The sequence below is a fragment of the Cedecea davisae genome (assembly GCF_044095835.1).
GTDB lineage: Bacteria > Pseudomonadota > Gammaproteobacteria > Enterobacterales > Enterobacteriaceae > Cedecea > Cedecea davisae.
Genome location: NZ_CP172054.1, coordinates 3,481,559 through 3,502,937, shown reverse-complemented (window position 1 = coordinate 3,502,937; position 21,379 = coordinate 3,481,559). Strand labels below are relative to the sequence as shown.

The window sequence follows — 21,379 nt, the reverse complement described above, 5'->3', positions numbered from 1 at the left end:
TTAAAACGTTTGGGAACCGATAGTGTCAAAGGCAACCGAAGAAAACGCTAAGTTAAAACGAGCGATCGTCGTTTCAGTGGTGCTGCATATCATTTTGATAGGCATCCTGATCTGGAGCTCGTTTGATGAGCACATTGATGCATCCGCGGGTGGTGGCGGTGGTTCCTCTATTGACGCGGTGATGGTTGACCCGGGTGCGGTAGTGGAAAACTACAATCGCCAACAGCAGCAGCAGGCGAGCAGCAAACGTGCGGCCGAGCAGCGCGAGAAACAGGCGCAGCAGCAGGCCGAAGAACTTCAGGAAAAACAGGCTGCGGAACAGCAGCGTCTGAAAGAGCTGGAGAAAGAGCGTTTAACGGCTCAGGAGCAGGCGAAACAGCAGGCTGAACAGCAGAAACAGGCTGAAGCAGCGGCGAAGCAGGCTCAGGAGCAGCAGAAGCAGGCGGAAGCCGCCGCGGCGAAGGCTAAAGCAGATGCAAAAGCTCAGGCTGATGCACAGGCGAAAGCACAAGCTGATGCGCAGGCAAAAGCTGCGGAAGAAGCGGCGAAGAAAGCGGCCGCCGACGCCCAGAAGAAAGCCACTGAAGAAGCCGCTAAGAAAGCCGCTGACGCAGAGAAAAAAGCCGCCGCAGAAGCCGCAGCCGCAGCGAAAAAAGCTCAGCAGGACGCTGAGAAAAAAGCCGCAGATGCTGCCGCGAAGAAAGCCGCACAGGACGCCGAGAAAAAAGCTGCCGCTGAGGCCGCAAAACAGGCCGCAGCCGAGAAAGCGGAAGCGGCTAAACAGGCTGCTGCAGAAAAAGCAGCGGCTGAAAAGGCTGCCGAGAAAGCCGCCGCCGACAAAGCTGCCGCAGCGAAAGCCGCAGCAGATAAGAAAGCGGCAGCGGACGCGAAGAAAAAGGCCGCTGCTGAGAAAGCGGCTTCTGACAAAGCCGCCGCGCAGGGTGTTGACGACTTGTTCGGTGATTTGAGCTCAGGTAAGAATGCACCGAAAACCGGCGGCGGGGCGAAAGGTAATACCGCAGCCGCTGCCGGAAAAGGGAATAATAAAAACAACGGCGCAACGGGTGCTGAAATTAGCGGCTATGCGGGTCAAATAAAGGCGGCGATCGAGAGTAAGTTCTACAACGATCCTTCGTTTGCCGGTAAGACCTGCTCACTGCGCGTCAAGCTGGCGCCAGATGGACTGCTGCTGGATATCAAATCCGAAGGTGGCGATCCGGCCCTTTGCCAGGCTGCCATTGCGGCAGCGCGTCTGGCTAAGATTCCGAAGCCGCCGAGTGAAGCCGTTTATGAAGTCTTTAAGAACGCACCGATCGACTTTAAGCCTTAACGCGGCTTTCCCCGCCACGGCGGGGAAAGCACACTAAGCTGAGTTACAGGGTTTTGGTAGTTTTGTGTATTTGGGTTTGTTAACATTCTGCTAAATTATCGTGGGCTTTCCGCCTGGATAAGGGAGATATGATGAAGCAGGCATTTCGTGTAGCGTTAAGTTTCTTAATGCTGTGGGCAGCGGTGCTGCACGCAGAAGTTCGTATTGAAATCACCCAGGGCGTGGACTCAGCGCGCCCAATTGGCGTGGTACCGTTTACCTGGGCAGGCCCGGGTGCGGCGCCTGAAGATATCGGCGGGATTGTTTCCGCTGACCTGCGCAACAGCGGTAAATTCAATCCGCTGGATCGTTCTCGTCTGCCACAGCAGCCGGGTTCTGCTCAGGAAGTTCAGCCTGCGGCGTGGACCGCGCTGGGCATCGATGCGGTGGTTGTTGGCCAGGTTACCCCGAACGGTGACGGAAGCTACACCGTGGCTTACCAGCTGGTTGATACCTCTGGCGCACCGGGCACCGTTCTGGCTCAGAACTCCTATAAAGTGAACAAGCAGTGGCTGCGCTATGCAGGCCATACCGCCAGCGATGAAGTGTTTGAAAAGCTGACCGGTATTAAAGGCGCATTCCGTACCCGTATCGCTTACGTTGTTCAGACCAACGGCGGCCAGTTCCCGTATGAACTGCGCGTCTCTGATTACGATGGCTACAACCAGTTTGTGGTTCACCGTTCTCCGCAGCCGCTGATGTCTCCGGCATGGTCTCCGGACGGCAGCAAACTGGCTTATGTGACCTTCGAAAGCGGTCGCTCTGCGCTGGTTGTTCAGACGCTGGCGAACGGCGCGGTGCGTCAGATTGCCTCCTTCCCTCAGCACAACGGTGCACCGGCATTCTCTCCGGACGGTTCTAAGCTTGCGTTCGCGCTTTCTAAAACCGGTAGCCTGCAGCTGTACGTGATGGACCTGGCCTCGGGTCAGATTCGTCAGGTGACCGAAGGTCGCAGCAACAATACGGAGCCAACCTGGTTCCCGGACAACCAAACTCTGGCCTACACCTCAGATCAGGCCGGTCGTCCACAGATTTATAAAGTCGGTATTAATGGCGGTGCTCCACAACGTCTCTCCTGGGAAGGTTCTCAGAACCAGGATGGGGATGTCAGCACCGACGGTAAGTTTATGGTGATGGTCAGCTCCGCTAGCGGTCAGCAGCACATCGCCAAACAGGATCTGGTAGCGGGTGGCGTAACAACTTTATCGTCAACGTTCCTGGATGAAACGCCAAGTCTGGCACCTAACGGCACTATGGTAATCTACAGCTCTTCTCAGGGGATGGGATCCGTGCTGAATTTGGTTTCAACAGATGGGCGTTTCAAAGCGCGTCTTCCGGCAACTGATGGACAGGTCAAATTCCCTGCCTGGTCGCCGTATCTGTGATAACAATATTGATTATTAAAGGATCAAAGAAATGCAACTGAACAAAGTGCTGAAAGGGCTGATGATTGCTCTGCCGGTTATGGCTATCGCGGCGTGTTCTTCTAACAAGAGCGCCAACAATGGTCAGAGCGGTGAAGGTATGCTGGGTGCCGGCACTGGTATGGACGCTAACGGCCACGGCAACATGTCTTCTGAAGAGCAGGCTCGTCTGCAGATGCAACAGCTGCAGCAGAACAACATCGTTTACTTCGGTCTGGACAAATACGATGTTAGCTCTGAATTCGCTGCAATGCTGGATGCTCACGCTAACTTCCTGCGTAGCAACCCGTCTTACAAAGTGACCGTAGAAGGTCATGCGGATGAGCGTGGTACCCCAGAGTACAACATCGCACTGGGCGAACGTCGTGCTAACGCTGTTAAAATGTACCTGCAAGGTAAAGGCGTTTCTGCAGACCAGATCTCCATCGTTTCTTACGGTAAAGAAAAACCTGCAGTACTGGGTCATGACGAAGCGGCTTACGCTAAAAACCGTCGTGCCGTACTGGTTTACTAAGAGAATCGCATGAGCAGTAACTTCAGACATCACTTGTTGAGTCTGTCGTTACTGGTTGGCATAGCGGCCCCCTGGGCCGCTAATGCTCAGGCGCCAATCAGTAGTGTCGGCTCAGGCTCGGTCGAAGACCGCGTCACCCAACTCGAGCGTATTTCTAACGCTCACAGTCAACTTTTAACCCAACTCCAGCAGCAACTCTCCGATAACCAGAATGACATTGACTCCCTGCGCGGTCAGATTCAGGAAAGCCAGTATCAGCTTAATCAGGTTGTGGAGCGTCAAAAGCAAATTCTGCTGCAGATGAATGAAGCCAGCAGCGCTGGCGCGGGTAACACGCAACAGCCTGCGGCAGATGGCTCTCAGGGCGCAGCAGCGGCCACGCCGGATGCAGGAGCTTCTACGGCTGCTCCTGCGGCTCCGGTGCAGGGCGGCGACGCCAATAGTGATTACAATGCGGCTATCGCTCTGGTGCAGGATAAATCGCGCCAGGACGACGCTATCAGCGCCTTTCAGAACTTTGTGAAGAAGTATCCTGATTCAACCTATCAGCCGAACGCCAATTACTGGCTCGGTCAGTTGAATTACAACAAAGGGAAAAAGGATGATGCGGCGTTTTATTTTGCCTCCGTGGTGAAAAATTACCCGAAATCACCGAAGGCGCCGGACGCGATGTTTAAAGTCGGCGTGATCATGCAGGACAAAGGCGACGTTGCAAAAGCGAAAGCGGTGTACCAGCAGGTCGTTAAACAGTACCCGGGTAGCGAAGGCGCAAAGCAAGCTCAAAAACGCCTGAATGCCCAATAATGCGTGCGGCCTGACCAGATATCGTCGTTTTTCTGGTCTTGCCGTGCGAAACATAAGCAGTTGATCGATCTGCATCAAAATTATTGTTGCGTCAAAATCTTAAATCAGTAATATATGCCGCCGTTGCCAAGGGATACGAAACAAACCCAAAGTGACGCAAAAGTGGGTCGTTAGCTCAGTTGGTAGAGCAGTTGACTTTTAATCAATTGGTCGCAGGTTCGAATCCTGCACGACCCACCACTTTAAAGTAATAAGCTGTAGTCAGGCGTGAAGGGTTCGAACCTGCAGCAGGTTTGAGTTGAGCGAAAGCGAAACAACGTTGCTTAGCAACGACCCGAAGGGTGAAGTCATCCTGCACGACCCACCACTTTAAAGTAAAGCAGTAAAAGAAGTTTGCAGTCACCGCACAGCGGGTCGTTAGCTCAGTTGGTAGAGCAGTTGACTTTTAATCAATTGGTCGCAGGTTCGAATCCTGCACGACCCACCATCTTTTAAGATGAATGTTGTGAGTGAATCGTGAAGGGTTTGAACCTGCAGCAGGTTCGAGTTGAGCGAAAGCGAAACAACGTTGCTTTAGCAACGGCTCGAAGGGTGAAATCATCCTGCACGACCCACCATCTTTTAAGATGAATGTTGTGAAAGCAGTTTGCAGTAGCCGCACACCGCGGGTCGTTAGCTCAGTTGGTAGAGCAGTTGACTTTTAATCAATTGGTCGCAGGTTCGAATCCTGCACGACCCACCAATGTAGAAAGGCGCCCTAAAGGCGCCTTTTTGCTATTTGTAATTCGTGTTGGGTTCGAACCTGACGCAGGCTGTAATCCAAAAAAATTCGAACATCCCCGCAGGCCCGAAAAATCATTTTGCATCTCTCCCCGACCATCGAGTAATAATCCACGACATCTTTTTCAAAATTCGCTATCTTGTTTAGCATACAAAACAATGCTGGCCAATTATCGCGTGAATTACGCCTTTAAGGCCAGTTTGGTTAAGTCAGTAAAACGAGAAGGCATGATGAGCGTAATGTTTGACCCGGAAACCGCGATTTATCCGTTCCCTCCAAAACCGGTTCCGCTAAGCGTGGACGAAAAGCAATTTTATCGTGAAAAAATCAAGCGCCTGCTTAAAGAGCGTGATGCGGTAATGGTGGCGCACTACTACACCGACCCGGAAATTCAGGCGCTGGCGGAAGAGACCGGGGGCTGCATCTCTGACTCGCTGGAAATGGCTCGCTTCGGCGCTAACCATCCGGCATCGACTTTGCTGGTCGCCGGGGTTCGTTTTATGGGCGAAACGGCAAAAATCCTGAGCCCGGAAAAAACCATATTGATGCCCACGCTTCATGCTGAATGCTCGCTGGATCTTGGCTGCCCCATCGATGCGTTTAACGAGTTTTGCGACAAGCATCCTGACAGAACAGTCGTAGTCTATGCTAATACCTCCGCGGCGGTAAAAGCGCGGGCTGATTGGGTGGTTACCTCCAGCATTGCCGTTGAATTAATTGAGCATCTCGACAGCCTGGGCGAGAAAATTATCTGGGCACCGGACCGCCATCTGGGGAACTACGTTCAGAAACAGACCGGAGCAGACGTGCTGTGCTGGCAAGGTGCCTGCATCGTCCATGATGAATTTAAAACCCAGGCGCTGGCGCGCATGAAGGCGCTATACCCCGATGCCGCGGTGTTGGTACACCCTGAATCTCCGCAGGCGGTGGTCGATATGGCCGATGCGGTAGGTTCGACAAGCCAGCTTATCAATGCGGCTAAAACGCTGCCGCATCAGCAGCTTATTGTGGCGACGGATCGCGGAATTTTTTATAAAATGCAGCAGGCGTGCCCGGATAAAGAATTACTGGCAGCGCCGACGGCGGGGGAAGGCGCAACCTGCCGCAGCTGTGCTCATTGCCCGTGGATGGCCATGAACGGGCTTAAAGCGATTGCAGAGGGGTTGGAGCAGGGCGGAGCCGCTCACACGATAGAAGTTGATGCCGCGCTTCGTGAAGGCGCTCTGGTGCCGCTGAATCGCATGCTCGACTTTGCGGCAGAACTGCGTCGTACGGTAAAAGGCAACGCGTAAATAGATTACGCTCTGGGGAATACATGGATTTTTTAAGCACGCAGAACATTCTGGTACACATCCCCATCGGGGCGGGCGGGTATGACTTATCATGGATTGAAGCCGTGGGTACGCTGGCCGGTTTGCTGTGTATCTGGCTTGCCAGCCTTGAAAAGATTGCTAACTACGCCTTCGGGTTAATTAACGTCACGCTGTTTGCCATCATTTTTTTCCAGATCCAGCTTTACGCCAGCCTGCTGTTGCAGCTGTTCTTTTTCGTCGCCAATCTCTACGGCTGGTACGCCTGGTCGCGGCAAAGCAGCAACAACCAGGCGCTGTTGCAGATTCGCTGGCTGCCGCTGCCTAAGGCGATTGCGTGGCTGGTGATAATCGTCGCGGCTATCGGGCTGATGACGATATTTATCGATCCTGTGTTTGCTTTCCTGACCAAAATAGCCGTCACGGCGATGCAAAGTATCGGGCTTAACGTCAGCCAGCCTGAGTTGCAGCCGGATGCTTACCCGTTCTGGGATTCCAGCATGATGGTGTTGTCGATTGTGGCGATGATCCTGATGACGCGCAAATACGTTGAAAACTGGCTGCTGTGGACGGTCATCAACATTATCAGCGTGGTTATCTTTGCGCTCCAGGGCGTGTACGCGATGTCGCTGGAATATTTAATTCTGACATTTATCGCGTTAAACGGCAGCCGCATGTGGATCAAAAGCGCGCGGCAGTATGGCTCGCGCGCGCTTTCTTAATCAGTGGTGATGATGAGCATGACCGGTCGAATGGTCGTGCTCATTTAAATCGCAATTCGGCCCGTGGCAGGGCTGATACTCCATTTGCACCGTAGCGTGCTCAATTTGATATTCGTGCGCCAGAAAATGGTGAATGCTCTCCAGCAAAGCGTCGTGGTCGTGAGGCGGGATAACCTGTACGTGCAGGGTCATTAGCGGCTTTTCGCCCACCAGCCAAATATGAACGTGATGCACATTTCTCACCTCCGGTATTGAGCGGGAAAGATTTCGCTTCAGGGCGGCAATGTCGATGCTGACCGGCGCACCTTCCAGCAGTTCGTTCACGCTCTCCTTCAGCAGGCTCCAGGCGCTACGTAACACAAGGCATGAAACCAGCACCGAGAGAATCGGGTCGATAGGTGTCCAGCCCGTCCAGAGGATGACGACTGCGGCAACGATAGCGCCGACCGACCCGAGAAGATCGCCCAGAACATGCAACGCTGCTGCCCGCACGTTGAGGTTCTTTTCGTCACTTCCCCGGTGCAATATCCAAAAAGAGAACAGGTTTGCCAGCAACCCCGCTACGGCAATAATCAGCATTGCCCAGCCGGCGATTGGCTGAGGGTCAGAGAAGCGCTGAATCGCTTCCCAGACAATTAAAATGGTAATCAACACCAGAGCGATAGCATTCACAAATGCGGCAAGCGTGGTGAGCCTCAGCCAGCCAAAGGTATGGCGCGCGTTCGGCGCGCGGCGGGCAAAATGAACGGCCAGCAGCGCAAACAGCAGCGCCGCCGCATCGGTGAGCATATGCCCCGCATCGGCCAGCAGGGCCAGGGAACCGGAAAGCAGGCCTCCAATGACTTCGGCAATCATAAACACCGCCGTGACTAAAAAAGCCAGCAGCAGGCGTTTAGCATTATTATCGGAAGGAGCGTGCTGATGTGAATGCACCATGATTTCTCACAATATTGAGCAACAGTGAGTTAATTATAAGCACATCCTGGCATCAACCGATTGATAAAAAGAGAGTCATTACGACCCTCTTTTTATCGGGAGGAAGGATTACTGAGACGTGCCATCAACTTTGGTATTGACGTCATTCCCGCTGCCGGTTTCAACTTTTTTGTTGGTATCCGGGCAGCGTCCATCTTTGCACATAGAGTTTTTATGCACTTCGCTTTTGCTCATCTCGTGATGAGAGCTGTTGATGTGGCTGTTTTTCACGCCGTTTGGTGCCACATTTTGCTGCGCATCCGGAGCAACCTGGCCTGCTTCTGCGGAGGCGTTTGCCTGGCCATTATTGGCCCCGGAAGTGGAGTCAGCTGCAAATGCCGCCCCGCTACCCAGCGCAAGGGTTGCTGTCAGTAGAAGTGTGGTTAATTTTTTCATTACGATGCTCCTGTTCTGGTCGTTATTGCTGGATAACTTCTTCCAACAGTGCAATGGCAAATGCTGAAAAATCTCGCTTCAGCAGTGGATTGTCCAGCCGCCAATCTTCACGTTAGTGTTCAATATTGAAAATTTAACATTTTTCAGCGTTAACAGTTGGAAAGTGTAGTGCTTCAGCGGGTTTTCACCATGTTTAAGCTGTTTTTTACCCGTTTTCAGGATTAATCTGTGAGAAGTGTAAAAGCCCGTTTACACTTGTGGTTATGCGAGTTAGATTGAAAGGATTGCAACGAAGAAAAATATCAGGATGACCCCGGAACTATCATGAATTATCAGAACGATGACTTAAGAATCAAAGAGATAAACGAGCTTCTTCCCCCTGTAGCGCTGCTGGAAAAATTCCCCGCCACCGAAAAAGCCGCCCATACTGTCTCTCAGGCACGTAAGGCAATCCATAAAATCCTCAAAGGCAGCGACGATCGCCTGCTGGTGGTGATTGGGCCTTGTTCAATTCACGATGTTAAAGCGGCGAAAGAGTATGGCACGCGCCTGCTTGCGCTGCGTGAAGAACTCCAGGGTGAACTGGAAGTGGTGATGCGGGTTTATTTTGAAAAACCGCGCACTACCGTAGGCTGGAAGGGGCTGATTAACGATCCCCACATGGATAGCAGCTACCAGATTAACGATGGCTTGCGTATTGCGCGCAAGCTGCTGCTCGATATCAACGACTCCGGCCTGCCTGCGGCGGGTGAGTTTCTTGATATGATAACCCCGCAGTATCTGGCCGACCTGATGAGCTGGGGCGCAATCGGCGCTCGTACCACTGAGTCTCAGGTACACCGCGAGCTGGCCTCCGGTCTTTCCTGCCCGGTTGGCTTCAAAAACGGCACCGATGGCACGATTAAAGTCGCTATTGACGCCATCAATGCTGCGGGTGCGCCGCACTGCTTCCTCTCTGTGACCAAATGGGGTCACTCTGCGATTGTGAACACCAGCGGTAACGGCGACTGCCACATTATTCTGCGCGGCGGCAAAGAGCCTAACTACAGCGCAAAACATGTTGAAGAAGTGAAAGCCGGTCTGGCTAAAGCTGGCCTTGAAGCGCAGGTAATGATCGATTTCAGCCACGCCAATAGCAGCAAGCAGTTCAAGAAGCAGATGGAAGTTTCTGAAGATGTCTGCGCTCAGGTTGCGGGCGGCGAGAAGGCGATTATCGGCGTAATGATTGAAAGCCATCTGGTGGAAGGTAACCAGAATCTTGAGAGCGGTGAGCCGCTGGTCTACGGCAAGAGCGTGACCGACGCCTGCATCGGCTGGGAAGATACCGAAGTTGCTCTGCGTCAGCTGGCTGCGGCGGTGAAAGCACGTCGCGGTTGAACCCTGACTTATAGCCAATAAAAAAGGCGTGGTTTCTACCACGCCTTTTTTGATCGGTTGCGAATTACTTCGCTTTACCCTGGTTTGCTACCGCGGCGGCTTTGGCTGCGATTTCGTCAGCGTTGCCCAGGTAGTAACGTTTCAGCGGCTTGAAGTTTTCGTCGAACTCGTACACCAGCGGCACGCCGGTTGGGATGTTCAGCTCGAGGATCTCGTCTTCGCTCAGGTTATCCAGATATTTCACCAGCGCACGCAGGGAGTTACCGTGAGCAGCAACGATTACGCGCTCGCCGGATTTCATGCGTGGCAGAATAGATTCGTTCCAGAACGGGGTTACGCGATCGATGGTCAGCGCCAGGCTTTCGGTAGTTGGCAGCTCTTTGTCGCTCAGGCTTGCGTAACGTGGATCGTGGCCCGGGAAACGCTCGTCGTCTTTAGACAGTTCAGGCGGAGTAATCGCGAAGCCGCGACGCCACTGTTTAACCTGCTCGTCACCGTATTTTTCAGCGGTTTCAGCTTTGTTCAGACCCTGCAGGGCACCGTAGTGACGCTCGTTCAGTTTCCAGGATTTCTCAACCGGGAGCCAGGCCTGGTCCAGTTCATCGAGGATGTTCCAGAGAGTGTGGATGGCACGTTTCAGCACTGAAGTGTAAGCGAAGTCAAAAGCGAAGCCTTCTTCCTTCAGCAACTGACCCGCAGCCTTGGCTTCAGTACGACCTTTATCAGACAAGTCAACATCATACCAACCGGTGAAGCGGTTTTCGTTGTTCCACTGACTTTCGCCGTGGCGCACCAGAACCAGCTTAGTAACTGCCATAATTTACTCCTTAATGAGCCTGGGATTAATGATAACAATTATCATTATATTGCCGTGTCATCAGGCACGGCAATGATAAACGTTTAACATAGCGAAAAAGCGCGTGGAGTGTAAGGTGGTTGTAAAAGGTTGTTATATTTTTGGCGCGATTTGGCGCTAAAGCCAGCGATTTGGTGAGAAATTGCCCTTTATGAAAAGGGCAATAGGGATTACCGGGCGAGGAACAGGTACTCCGTGACGCTGAGATAAGCCTCACCCGGCCGGAGCCAGCAGTCAGGCTGCGGCCATTCCGGGTGGTTTGGGCTATCGGCAAGGAACCCGCTTTCCAGCGCCAGGCCGTTCCAGTCGCTATAGCTCCCTTGCTCGCGTGCGGGCGTGCCTGCGAGATAGTTACCGCTGTAGAATTGCAGAGCAGGCGCGGTGGTATAAACCTTCATTTCCAGCTTATTGTCCCTTGACCAGACCCTGGCTACCGGCTGGCTGATGTCGCCTTTTGCCTGCAATAAGAATGCATGATCGTAGCCTTTAACCGCCTGCTGATCGGCATCGCTCAGGAAATCCTGCCCGATAAGCTTTGGCTCGCGGAAGTCGAAGCTGGTGCCGGCAACGTCTTTAAGGCCAACCTGAGGAAGACCGTTAGCGTCAACCGGCAGGTAGCTGTCCGCCAGCAGCTGTAGCCGATGCTGACGGATATCACCCTGGCTGCCGTCGAGGTTGAAATAGGCATGGTTAGTCAGGTTCACCGGGCAGGGTTTATCGACGCTTGCCCGCAGCTCAATGCTGATGCGGTTATCTTCCGTCAGCGCATAACGTGCCGTCGTTTTAAGCTCGCCCGGGAAGCCTTGATCCCCGTCGTTTGAGTCGAGCGCATAGATAACTTCGTGTTCATTTTGAGCCACGATGCGCCAGCGTCTTTTATCGAACCCTTCGGGGCCGCCGTGCAGCTGGTTATCGCCCTGGTTGGTTTGCAACTGGAGAGTCGTCTCTTTAAATTTTAACTTGCCTCCGGCGATGCGGTTCGCGTAACGGCCTATGGTCGCTCCCAGATAGGCATTTTGCTGCAAATATTGCTCGGGTGAAGCGCAGCCAAGCAGCGTTTCACGCACGCTGCCATCTTTCATCGGCACGCGGCAGGAGAGCAGCGTTGCGCCCCAGTCCATCAGCGTGACCACCATCCCCGCGCCGTTGCGCAGGGTGGTGAGGCGAAAAGGTTGGCCGTCCGGGGCAGGAGTCGGCGTCTGTTTTAGCATTGGCCTGCTCCTTCGGAGGCTTTGCAAACGTAAAACGTCTCTTTAATGCCGGTCTTGCTCTCATATTGTTCCGCCACGGCCTGTTTTACCGCCGGGACGAGATCTTCAGGCACCAGCGCCACGATGCAGCCGCCGAAGCCGCCGCCGGTCATGCGTACGCCGCCTTTGTCACTGATGGTCGCTTTCACGATATCTACCAGAGTATCAATCTGCGGAACGGTGATTTCGAAGTCATCGCGCATTGAAGCGTGTGACTCTTCCATCAACTGTCCCATACGGAGTAAATCGCCTTTTGCCAGCGCATCTGCCGCCTCAACGGTACGAATGTTTTCGGTCAGAACGTGACGTACACGCCGGGCAACTACCGGGTCAAGCTGGTGGGCAACTTCGTTGAATTTTGCTAACTCAACGTCACGCAGCGCCTTCTGGCTAAAGAAACGAGCGCCTGTCTCACACTGCTCGCGGCGGGTGTTGTACTCGCTGCCGACCAGGGTGCGTTTAAAGTTACTGTTGATGATAACGACCGCCACGCCCTTCGGCATGGAAACGGCTTTCGTACCCAACGTGCGGCAGTCGATAAGCAGGGCGTGGTCTTTTTTGCCGAGCGCGGAAATCAATTGATCCATGATGCCGCAGTTGCAGCCAACGAACTGGTTTTCCGCTTCCTGGCCGTTGAGCGCCAGCTGAGCGCCGTCGAGCGGCAGGTGATAAAGCTGTTGCAAGACCTTGCCAACCGCAACTTCAAGCGAGGCGGAAGAGCTGAGGCCAGCACCCTGTGGCACGTCGCCGCTGATGACCATATCGACGCCGGAAAAATTCTTGTCGCGTTTTTGCAGGTGCTTGACCACGCCGCGCACGTAATTTGCCCATTGCTGAGACTCATGCGCGAGGATAGGGGCATCAAGCGAGAAGCTATCCTGCTGGTTGTCGTAGTCGGCGGCAATCACGCGCACGGTGCGGTCGTCGCGTTTAGCGCAGCTAATTACCGTCTGGTAATCAATGGCGCACGGTAGAACAAAGCCGTCGTTGTAGTCGGTGTGTTCGCCAATCAGATTTACGCGGCCCGGAGCCTGAATAGTGTGGGTAGCCGGGTAGCCAAATTGTTCAGCAAACAGATGTTGGGTTTTTTCTTTCAGACTCATAATTAAACTCCCGATTGGCGGAAATGTACGTCACTGACTGCGCGCAAGCGTTCTGCGGCTTGCTCTGCGGTTAAATCTCTTTGTGTTTCTGCCAGCATTTCATAGCCGACCATAAATTTGCGGACCGTGGCGCTACGCAGCAGCGGCGGATAGAAATGGGCATGCAGCTGCCAGTGTTGATTATCAGCTCCGTTAAACGGCGCGCCGTGCCAGCCCATGGAGTAGGGGAATGAGCACTGGAACAGATTGTCGTAGCGGCTGGTGAGCTTTTTCAGCGCCAGCGCCAGGTCGGCGCTTTGCTCCGGGCTTAAATCCGTGATGCGTATTACATGGGCTTTTGGCAGCAGCAGCGTTTCGAACGGCCACGCTGCCCAGTAAGGAACCACGGCTAACCAGTGTTCTGTTTCTACAACGGTGCGGCTTCCGTCAGCCAGCTCGCGCTGGACGTAATCCAGCAGCATGGGCTTGCCCTGGTGGGCAAAATATTCACGCTGTAAATTGTCTTCACGGGCCACTTCGTTAGGTAAAAAGCTGTTTGCCCAAACCTGGCCGTGAGGGTGAGGGTTAGAGCAGCCCATAGCCGCGCCTTTATTTTCAAATACCTGCACCCACGGGTAGCTTTTGCCCAGTTCGGCTGTTTGCTGTTGCCAGGTTTTTACTACCTCTGCAAGCGCGGTAAGCGTTAGCTCCGGCAGCGTTTTACTGTGATCGGGGGAGAAGCAGATAACCCGGCTGGTTCCGCGCGCGCTTTCGCAACGCATCAGAGGATCCTGGCTTGCGGGGGCGTCCGGCGTGTCCGTCATTAACGCGGCAAAATCGTTAGTGAAAACGAAAGTACCGGTGTAATTCGGGTTCTTATCTCCGGTGACGCGGGTATTGCCCGGGCAGAGAAAGCAGTCCGGATCGTGAACCGGCAGCTTATCCTGCGAGGGCGTTTCCTGTGCACCCTGCCAGGGGCGCTTCGCGCGATGCGGAGAAACCAGAATCCATTGACCCGTTAGCGGGTTATAGCGGCGATGCGGATGATCGACCGGATTAAACTGCTCCATCACATGTCCTTAGTCTTCATAACCTTGGGGGTGGCGTGACTGCCAGCGCCAGGTATCGTCTGCCATTTCCTGCAGCGAACGGCTGACACGCCAGTTGAGTTCTTTATCGGCTTTGGTGGCATCGGCCCAGTAGGCGGGCAGGTCGCCGTCGCGGCGTGGGGCGAAGTGGTAGTTCACCGGCTTACCGCAGGCCTTGCTGAAAGCGTTAACCACGTCGAGCACGCTGCTGCCAACGCCAGCGCCGAGATTGTAAATATGCACCCCGGGCTTGCCTTCCAGCGCCTGCATAGCGGCAACGTGGCCGTCGGCAAGATCCATAACGTGGATGTAGTCGCGCACGCCGGTACCGTCTTCGGTTGGGTAATCGTTACCAAAGATAGCCAGAGAATCGCGGCGGCCAACGGCAACCTGGGCAATGTAAGGCATCAGGTTGTTTGGAATGCCCTGCGGATCTTCACCCATATCGCCCGATGGATGAGCGCCTACCGGGTTAAAGTAGCGCAGCAGAGCAACGCTCCAGTCCGGCTGAGCCTTTTGCAGGTCGGTCAGGATCTGTTCGACCATCAGTTTGCTTTGGCCGTAAGGGCTGGCAGGTTTGCCGGTAGGGAAGCTTTCTACATATGGGATTTTGGGCTGGTCGCCGTAAACGGTGGCGGAGGAGCTAAAGATGAAGTTGGTAACGTTGGCGGCGCGCATCGCGGAGATGAGCTTCAATGTGCCGGTCACGTTGTTGTCGTAGTACTCCAGCGGCTTGTTGACGGACTCGCCTACGGCTTTTAGCCCGGCAAAGTGGATGACCGCATCGATTTTATGATCGTGGAAGATTTCGGCCAGCAGCGCTTCGTCGCGGATGTCACCGTCGATAAACAGCGGGTGTTTACCGCCCAGACGTTCGATCTCCGGCAGCACGCTGCGCTTGCTGTTACACAAGTTGTCGAGGATCACCACATCGTGCCCGTTTTGCAGCAGCTGCACGCAGGTATGACTGCCAATGTAACCGCTACCACCTGTAACCAGAACTCTCATTTTTCGCTCCATATAGCCTATGGGTTGGGATAACCATAGCATAACAGAGCGGTCAAAAATGTGATATGTGCTAAATTAGTGGTATCGTTTACACAATGGATTTCGATTCAATCAGCATTGCCATAACGCATTGTAAAACAAATGCCATTAAAGGAAAGGATGCGGCAATTCCGAAAGTCTACGCGCCGCAGTTGAGGAATAAAAGGCGCCGTAGCGCCTTCAGGGATTATGCAGGAACAACGTCTTCGATTTGATAACCGTATCCGTCACCGTCGGGGACAAAAGTTAAGCGCCGGGTAATACACTCTGGGGCATCTTCGGCGTGGTGGGAGACAAACAGCAGCTGCGTCTCGCCCTCGCCAATCAAAATATCGACAAAACGGCGTACCAGCTGGCGGTTAAGCGGGTCCAGCCCCTGAAGCGGTTCATCCAGAATCAACAGGGTCGGGTGTTTTACCAGCGCTCTGGCAATCAGCGCCAGGCGCTGCTGTCCCCACGATAGGCTGTGGAAAGGGGCATCGGCAGTGGCATTGTTCATACCCAGCATGTTCAGCCATTCGCGAGTGAGCTTCTGCTGTCTGTCCGACACCGCCTGATAGATACCGATTGAGTCAAAGTAGCCGGAAAGGATAACGTTACGCACCGTGGTGCTGACGCGATAATCCAGATGCAGGCTGCTGCTGACGTAACCGATATGTTTTTTGATATCCCAGATGGTTTCTCCGCTGCCGCGACGACGGCCAAACAGCGTCAGGTTATTGCTGTAACCCTGCGGATGATCGCCGGTTACCAGGCTCAGCAATGTTGATTTCCCTGCGCCGTTAGGCCCGACGATCTGCCAGTGTTCCCCGGGGTTAACTGTCCAACTGAGATGATGCAGGATAGGGCGGTCGTTATACTCAACCACGCCGTCTTTCAGTACGATGCGCGGTTCGTTTTCAGGTAAAGCGTAGCGGGCGCTCGGGTCGTCCGCTTCGGGTAGCGCAACGCCCGCCAGCTTCTCGCTGTGGGCCAGTTGAGCAATAAGCGTCTGCTCCAGCAGAGCCTGTTTTTCTCCGCTTTCCGTCAAGGTGCAGTCGGCCAGCACGCCAGCATACTGCACAAATTCCGGGATCTCATCAAAGCGGTTGAGCACCAGCACCAGGGTATAACCCTGTGCGCTTAGCCCGGCTAATAACTCAGCCAACTGCTGGCGAGACTTTACGTCCAGCCCGTCGAATGGCTCATCGAGGATCAGCAGGTCAGGCTGCGCCATCAGCGCCTGGCAGAGCAATGTCTTGCGCGTTTCACCGGTGGATAAATATTTGAAGCGGCGGGAGAGTAAATGCTCAATGCCAAATAAGGCTGCAAGCTCCCGGCAGCGCCCTTCATCCGCGACTTCGTCCTGGATGATTTCCGCCGTGGTGCGGCCGGTGTCGTCCTCATCGGCGCTGAGTAAATCGGTATTGTTGCGCTGCCATTCGTCGCTGACCAGCTTTTGCAATTGCTCAAAAGAGAGGTGGGCGATGCGTGTAAAATCGCAATGTCGCTCGCCTTTTTGTAGCGTAAGCGAACCGGCCAACGCGCGGGCCAGAGCGGACTTGCCGCTGCCGTTGGCGCCCACAAACGCCCAGCTTTCTCCGGCGCGCAGGGTAAGATCGTTGAGGGTGAGAGTTTTTATGTCGCTAAGGTGAAACGTACCTTGCGAAATATGCAACGAAGACATGTTTTATCCCATATTTTGCAGCGATGAAGCTACAGAAATACGGTTTGTCGGCTTCGATGTCAATCGACCCGTCGCTTTTAGCAGAGTGTGGCGACGATAACCCTATCCGCATTGAAAAATGCTGTTACCTCAGCACCTTCTACCAGCGCCTGCTGCTCAACGCGCAGGTTGGGAAGCGTGGCGCACAGCGTCTGGCCGTCGGCTAATTCCACCAGCACTTCGCTGTGATCTTTACCCTGCTCAACGCTGCTGATTTTGCCCGCAAGCTGGTTATCCGCGCTGCCTGCTTCACTGCGGCTGGTGGCGATATCAATCCACGGCGCTTTAATCAGCACCAGCACTTCTTTGCCTTCATCAAGGCCCAGACGTTCGGCGCTCTGGCGAGTAATAGCCGCTTTTAAACGGGTTTCACCGTCTGCCAGCAAGATGTCGATATGCTGCTGCACCTGCTCATCATCGCGTTTTAAAACGGTGCCAAATAGCTGGTTACGGGCGCTGGTTTGCAGCGAAAAGCGGGAAATAGCGGCAAGCAGGCTGTCCAGCGGCAGGGCGTCGTCCTGCAATACGTCAAAGGCTTTTTGCTGAATTTGCGCCAGCAACTCGTAAAGCTGGATCAGGCGTTCACCGTAGCGAGTCAGCACCGCGCCGCCGCCACCTTTACCGCCCGTAGCCCGGTCTACAAGGCTCTGCTCGGCCAGCTGATTCATCTCATTAATGGCATCCCAGGCGCTCTTGTAGCTGATGCCGGCAAGTTTCGCCCCCTGGCTGATAGAGCCGGTGTGGCGAATTTGCTTGAGCAGCGCGATGCGCCGCGGGTCGGCGAACAGCCGCTGCTGCAGCTTCAGCGTTAATAAGATTTCAGCTTGCATAACCTCTCCGGGTCGGGAAAACCTTCATTTTCCTCTATTGTGGCTATCCGGGCAAATGGCACAAAAGGAGAGTGCGTTTTTCTCAACTACCGCTAGAATATTCATTCTCGCTTTTGCCGGAGGCAGTTATGTTCGAGTTATTGAAAAGCCTGGTGTTTGCCGTGGTCATGGTGCCGGTTGTCATGGCGGTGATCCTCGGTCTCATCTATGGATTGGGTGAAGTGTTTAACGTCTTCTCAAAAGTCGGTCATCGCGACCAACCTTCGAAACAGCATCACTGATTCCCCGAACGCCCGGCAAATGCCGGGCTTTCTTTTGATCCCCATCAAGAACTTTAAAGCCCCCGCCACTTCTGCCGATAAATTCTGTATCTTCCGCTTAGCAATCGTTATATTTCAGCCTACATAACGAAACAAACGGAGTTAAGTCATGAATAAACCCTGGATTCGCCTCGCACTTGGCGCGGCTTTATCGGTTAGCCTGGCAGGCCAGGCCCTGGCAGACAGCGGCAAAATTACCGTCTTTGCAGCGGCTTCATTAACCAATGCCATGCAGGATATTGCGGCTCAGTATCAAAAAGAGAAGAAAGTCGAAATTGCCTCCTCTTTTGCCTCTTCTTCTACTCTTGCTCGCCAGATTGAAGCGGGCGCGCCTGCGGATCTGTTTATTTCAGCCGATCAGAAATGGATGGATTACGCGGTAAGCAAAGACACCATTAAAGCCGATACTCGTGAAACGCTGCTCGGCAATAGCCTGGTGGTTGTCGCGCCAAAAGCCAGCAAGCAGGGCGATATTACCATTGATGCAAAAACCGACTGGGCTACGTTGCTGAAAGGCGGCCGTCTGGCGGTGGGTGATCCTGAGCACGTACCTGCCGGTATTTATGCGAAGGAAGCGCTGCAAAAATTGGGCGCGTGGGACACGTTGTCCGCTAAACTTGCTCCGGCAGAAGACGTTCGCGGCGCGCTGGCGCTGGTTGAACGAGACGAAGCGCCGCTGGGTATTGTTTACGGTTCCGACGCCGTCGCTGGCAAAGGTGTGAAAGTGGTGGGCACCTTCCCGGAAGGCTCTCATCAGAAAGTGGAATACCCGATTGCGATTGTTAAAGGCCACGATAACCCAACCGTTACCGCGTTCTACAGTTATCTGAAAGGAGCGGAAGCGGCTAAAGTCTTCCAAAAATACGGATTCACGACCCTACAATGATATTGAGCGATCCCGAATGGCAGGCGGTACTGTTAAGCCTGAAAGTTTCATCTATCGCGGTGCTGTTTAGTCTACCTGTCGGGATCTTCTTTGCCTGGGTGCTGGTGCGTTGCCGCTTCCCGGGCAAAGCCTTGCTCGATAGCCTGATTCATCTCCCCCTGGTTCTGCCGCCGGTGGTGGTGGGCTATCTCCTGCTGGTGGCCTTCGGCCGCCGCGGTTTTATCGGCTCCTGGCTGTATGACTGGTTCGGCATTACCTTCGCCTTTAGCTGGCGCGGCGCTGTGCTTGCCGCTGCGGTGATGTCTTTCCCGCTAATGGTGCGCGCCATCCGTCTGGCGCTTGAGGGCGTAGATATGCGTCTTGAGCAGGCGGCCAGAACCCTCGGAGCAGGGCGCTGGCGGGTGTTCTGTACTATAACGCTCCCCCTGACGCTGCCCGGCATTATCGCCGGTACGGTGCTGGCATTTGCCCGCTCGTTGGGTGAGTTCGGGGCAACCATTACCTTTGTGTCCAATATTCCTGGCGAAACCCGCACTCTGCCTTCTGCAATGTATACCCTTATTCAGACGCCGGGCGGTGAAACCGCAGCCGCGCGCCTGTGCCTTATAGCGATTGCGCTGGCGATGGCTTCCCTGCTGGTGGCCGAATGGCTGGCGAGGGTAAGCCGCAAACGTATGGGGGCGAACTGATGCTGGAGCTTAACTTCTCCCAGACGCTGGGGACTCACCGGCTCGAAATAAATGAAACCCTGCCCGGCCAGGGCATTACCGCCGTGTTTGGCGTGTCCGGCGCGGGGAAAACGTCGCTTATCAATGCGATTAGCGGCCTTACCCGGCCTGAGGAGGGTCGCATTGTCCTCAACGAGCGTGTGCTTACGGATGCCGGAAAACAGTTTTACCTGCCGCCGGAGAAACGCCGCGTGGGCTATGTGTTTCAGGACGCACGGCTGTTTCCGCATTATCGGGTGCGCGGCAACCTGAAGTACGGTATGGCAAAAAGCATGGCTGGCCAGTTCGATAAGCTGGTGGCGCTGCTCGGCATTGAATCTTTACTGGATCGCTTTCCCTGGAGCCTGTCCGGCGGTGAGAAACAGCGCGTTGCTATTGGCCGGGCGCTGTTAACCGCGCCGGAACTACTGTTGCTGGACGAGCCTCTGGCGTCGCTCGATATCCCGCGTAAGCGTGAGCTGTTGCCGTATCTGCAAAGGCTGGCGAGCGAAATCAATATTCCCATGCTGTACGTCAGCCACTCGCTGGAAGAGATTTTACATCTGGCCGATAAGGTGCTGGTGCTGGATGGCGGGAAGGTCAAAGCCTTTGGCAATCTCGAAGAGGTCTGGGGCAGCAGCGTGATGCATCCGTGGCTCCCCAAAGAGCAGCAAAGCAGCGTGCTGAAAGTGACGGTTCTGGAGCACCATCCGCATTACGCCATGACGGCGCTGGCGCTGGGCGACCAGCATCTGTGGGTCAACAAGCTCGATAAGCCATTGCAGGCGCCGCTGCGCATCCGCATTCAGGCTTCAGACGTGTCGCTGGCGCTACAACCGCCGGTTAATAGCAGCATTCGTAACGTGCTGCGGGCGAAAGTGGCCCAATGTTTTGACGATGACGGCCAGGTTGAAGTTCAGCTGGAAGTCGGTTCCCGCACCCTGTGGGCGTGCATCAGCCCCTGGGCGAGGGATGAGCTGGCGGTTAAGCCCGGCCAGTGGCTGTATGCGCAGGTGAAAAGCGTGTCAATTACCGCCTGATTAAAGCACGTATTTATAGAGCGTTTCGGAAATTCCTGTTTCCAGATTCGTGCCGATGGTCATGTCGGCTCGAGCCTTAATCGCTTCGTCGGCATTGCCCATCGCCACGCCCATGCCCACGCTTTCCAGCATGCTCAGGTCATTGTAGTTATCGCCAAAGGCAATGACCTCGTTCATCGGGATATCCTGAGATTTTACCCACTGCGCCAGGCGCGCACCTTTGCTGTTTCCGCGCTGGGCGACATCCACCTGATCGTGCCACGACCACTCGCAGGCCAGGTTCAGCTCGCTTTCAACCGCCCGGGTAAACTGCCTGAGCTTTGGAATGTCCGCATCGGTCAGGGCAAATTTCCAGATGGAATCAACTTCCTGAGCGGCCTGCTTCAGAGAGGCCACGCTGCGGAACACCGGGCGCTGGGCTTCCGGTAAAGACTGCGCCCAGTTTTGGGTTCGCGTAACGTGGGCTTTAACGTGATCGGAACTGTCGAGATAAAGCATTGCGTCGTCGACGTACATCAGGCCATGCACCCGGTGGGCGTCAAGCAAGTCAATCAGCTGCGTGGCCTGTTCGGCGCGTAATGAATCCGACGCCAGAACCTTTTTTGCATGATAATCATACAAATAAGTGCCATTGCAGCAAATTGCAGGTGTATCTAACGCCAGTGCCTGATAAAAAGGATGGATGGCGACATGATGGCGACCCGTCACGATAACCACTTTCACTCCCGCCTCACGGGCGCGGTGAAGGGCCGTAAGAGACTCCGGAAGAATGGTTTTTTGCGGGGTCAGCAGGGTGCCGTCGAGATCGAGAGCGATTACGCGATAACTCATTTAGGGTTCCAGTCATTATTCATAAGGTTTGTACCGATGGTACACCGCCAGCGTCGCAGCGCAAA

Annotated in this window: 21 protein-coding genes, 3 tRNA genes and 2 other RNA genes; 16 read left to right on the top strand and 10 right to left on the bottom strand. The window is 54.4% G+C overall.

What is annotated here, in order from left to right; all coding sequences use genetic code 11:
- Positions 1-22: 22 nt before the first annotated feature.
- The 11 genes from tolA (at position 23) to pnuC (ending at position 6,924) form a co-directional block, all read left to right on the top strand.
- Positions 23-1,330: a cell envelope integrity protein TolA gene (gene tolA, locus ACG1VR_RS16740; RefSeq protein ID WP_395489374.1), complete on the top strand. Its 1,308-nt coding sequence runs from the start codon at positions 23-25 to the stop codon at positions 1,328-1,330.
- A gap of 131 nt (positions 1,331-1,461) precedes the next feature.
- Positions 1,462-2,754, top strand: a complete 1,293-nt coding sequence (gene tolB / locus ACG1VR_RS16735) for a Tol-Pal system beta propeller repeat protein TolB (protein WP_039898006.1) — start codon at positions 1,462-1,464, stop codon at positions 2,752-2,754.
- Between the two features lie 31 nt (positions 2,755-2,785).
- Positions 2,786-3,307 carry a peptidoglycan-associated lipoprotein Pal gene (pal, locus tag ACG1VR_RS16730; RefSeq protein WP_008456172.1) on the top strand — a complete coding sequence of 174 codons (522 nt, stop codon included), beginning with the start codon at positions 2,786-2,788 and terminating at the stop codon, positions 3,305-3,307.
- Positions 3,308-3,316: 9 nt separating this feature from the next.
- The gene (cpoB, locus tag ACG1VR_RS16725) at positions 3,317-4,111 is read left to right on the top strand and encodes a cell division protein CpoB (RefSeq protein WP_016535421.1); all 795 of its coding nucleotides are present in this window, start codon (positions 3,317-3,319) and stop codon (positions 4,109-4,111) included.
- 164 nt (positions 4,112-4,275) lie between these two features.
- Positions 4,276-4,351: transfer RNA gene (locus ACG1VR_RS16720), tRNA-Lys, on the top strand.
- A gap of 13 nt (positions 4,352-4,364) precedes the next feature.
- A non-coding RNA gene (locus ACG1VR_RS16715) (RtT sRNA) lies at positions 4,365-4,478 on the top strand.
- 44 nt (positions 4,479-4,522) lie between these two features.
- Positions 4,523-4,598: transfer RNA gene (locus ACG1VR_RS16710), tRNA-Lys, on the top strand.
- Between the two features lie 15 nt (positions 4,599-4,613).
- Positions 4,614-4,728: non-coding RNA, RtT sRNA (locus ACG1VR_RS16705), on the top strand.
- 49 nt (positions 4,729-4,777) lie between these two features.
- Positions 4,778-4,853: transfer RNA gene (locus ACG1VR_RS16700), tRNA-Lys, on the top strand.
- Between the two features lie 266 nt (positions 4,854-5,119).
- Positions 5,120-6,184 (top strand): quinolinate synthase NadA, encoded by a 1,065-nt coding sequence (gene nadA / locus ACG1VR_RS16695; RefSeq protein WP_395489373.1) that lies wholly within the window; start codon positions 5,120-5,122, stop codon positions 6,182-6,184.
- A gap of 23 nt (positions 6,185-6,207) precedes the next feature.
- Positions 6,208-6,924 (top strand): nicotinamide riboside transporter PnuC, encoded by a 717-nt coding sequence (gene pnuC / locus ACG1VR_RS16690; protein ID WP_395489372.1) that lies wholly within the window; start codon positions 6,208-6,210, stop codon positions 6,922-6,924.
- On the opposite strand, the gene zitB is transcribed toward pnuC, so the two are convergent.
- Together zitB and ACG1VR_RS16680 are read right to left on the bottom strand one after the other, a co-directional pair.
- A complete protein-coding gene (gene zitB, locus ACG1VR_RS16685; RefSeq protein ID WP_395489371.1) occupies positions 6,925-7,860 on the bottom strand; it encodes a CDF family zinc transporter ZitB in 936 nt (311 codons plus the stop codon).
- Positions 7,861-7,968: 108 nt separating this feature from the next.
- Positions 7,969-8,301, bottom strand: a complete 333-nt coding sequence (locus tag ACG1VR_RS16680; RefSeq protein WP_039899151.1) for a YbgS-like family protein — start codon at positions 8,299-8,301, stop codon at positions 7,969-7,971.
- Between the two features lie 318 nt (positions 8,302-8,619).
- Between ACG1VR_RS16680 and aroG the strand changes: the two genes are divergently transcribed.
- Complete coding sequence (gene aroG, locus ACG1VR_RS16675; protein WP_016535426.1) at positions 8,620-9,672, top strand: 3-deoxy-7-phosphoheptulonate synthase AroG; 1,053 nt, start codon at positions 8,620-8,622, stop codon at positions 9,670-9,672.
- Between the two features lie 64 nt (positions 9,673-9,736).
- Here the strand turns inward: aroG and gpmA are convergent, their stop codons facing one another.
- The 7 genes from gpmA to modE form a co-directional block, all read right to left on the bottom strand.
- Positions 9,737-10,489 (bottom strand): 2,3-diphosphoglycerate-dependent phosphoglycerate mutase, encoded by a 753-nt coding sequence (gene gpmA / locus ACG1VR_RS16670; protein WP_172568043.1) that lies wholly within the window; start codon positions 10,487-10,489, stop codon positions 9,737-9,739.
- Between the two features lie 209 nt (positions 10,490-10,698).
- A complete protein-coding gene (gene galM, locus ACG1VR_RS16665; RefSeq protein ID WP_395489370.1) occupies positions 10,699-11,739 on the bottom strand; it encodes a galactose-1-epimerase in 1,041 nt (346 codons plus the stop codon).
- The gene (gene galK, locus ACG1VR_RS16660; protein WP_395489369.1) at positions 11,733-12,881 is read right to left on the bottom strand and encodes a galactokinase; all 1,149 of its coding nucleotides are present in this window, start codon (positions 12,879-12,881) and stop codon (positions 11,733-11,735) included. The genes galM and galK overlap by 7 nt, the downstream gene beginning before the upstream one ends.
- 2 nt (positions 12,882-12,883) lie before the next feature.
- Positions 12,884-13,930 carry a galactose-1-phosphate uridylyltransferase gene (gene galT / locus ACG1VR_RS16655; RefSeq protein ID WP_016535430.1) on the bottom strand — a complete coding sequence of 349 codons (1,047 nt, stop codon included), beginning with the start codon at positions 13,928-13,930 and terminating at the stop codon, positions 12,884-12,886.
- Between the two features lie 9 nt (positions 13,931-13,939).
- Positions 13,940-14,956 (bottom strand): UDP-glucose 4-epimerase GalE, encoded by a 1,017-nt coding sequence (gene galE / locus ACG1VR_RS16650; protein ID WP_039898008.1) that lies wholly within the window; start codon positions 14,954-14,956, stop codon positions 13,940-13,942.
- Positions 14,957-15,182: 226 nt separating this feature from the next.
- Positions 15,183-16,661: a molybdate ABC transporter ATP-binding protein ModF gene (gene modF / locus ACG1VR_RS16645; protein ID WP_395489368.1), complete on the bottom strand. Its 1,479-nt coding sequence runs from the start codon at positions 16,659-16,661 to the stop codon at positions 15,183-15,185.
- 77 nt (positions 16,662-16,738) lie between these two features.
- Positions 16,739-17,530, bottom strand: coding sequence for a molybdenum-dependent transcriptional regulator (gene modE / locus ACG1VR_RS16640; RefSeq protein WP_016535434.1), 792 nt, complete (start codon positions 17,528-17,530; stop codon positions 16,739-16,741).
- 128 nt (positions 17,531-17,658) lie between these two features.
- Here modE and ACG1VR_RS16635 point away from each other — a divergent pair, with 128 nt between their 5' ends.
- From ACG1VR_RS16635 to modC, 4 genes are all read left to right on the top strand, one after another.
- The gene (locus tag ACG1VR_RS16635; RefSeq protein ID WP_016535435.1) at positions 17,659-17,811 is read left to right on the top strand and encodes an AcrZ family multidrug efflux pump-associated protein; all 153 of its coding nucleotides are present in this window, start codon (positions 17,659-17,661) and stop codon (positions 17,809-17,811) included.
- Between the two features lie 148 nt (positions 17,812-17,959).
- Complete coding sequence (gene modA / locus ACG1VR_RS16630) at positions 17,960-18,736, top strand: molybdate ABC transporter substrate-binding protein (RefSeq protein WP_395489367.1); 777 nt, start codon at positions 17,960-17,962, stop codon at positions 18,734-18,736.
- Positions 18,733-19,425: a molybdate ABC transporter permease subunit gene (modB, locus tag ACG1VR_RS16625; RefSeq protein WP_172568036.1), complete on the top strand. Its 693-nt coding sequence runs from the start codon at positions 18,733-18,735 to the stop codon at positions 19,423-19,425. Before modA ends, modB begins: the two co-directional genes overlap by 4 nt.
- Positions 19,425-20,483, top strand: a complete 1,059-nt coding sequence (gene modC, locus ACG1VR_RS16620; protein WP_395491121.1) for a molybdenum ABC transporter ATP-binding protein ModC — start codon at positions 19,425-19,427, stop codon at positions 20,481-20,483. Before modB ends, modC begins: the two co-directional genes overlap by 1 nt.
- On the opposite strand, the gene ACG1VR_RS16615 is transcribed toward modC, so the two are convergent.
- Positions 20,484-21,314: a pyridoxal phosphatase gene (locus ACG1VR_RS16615; RefSeq protein ID WP_395489366.1), complete on the bottom strand. Its 831-nt coding sequence runs from the start codon at positions 21,312-21,314 to the stop codon at positions 20,484-20,486.
- Positions 21,315-21,379: the final 65 nt, after the last annotated feature.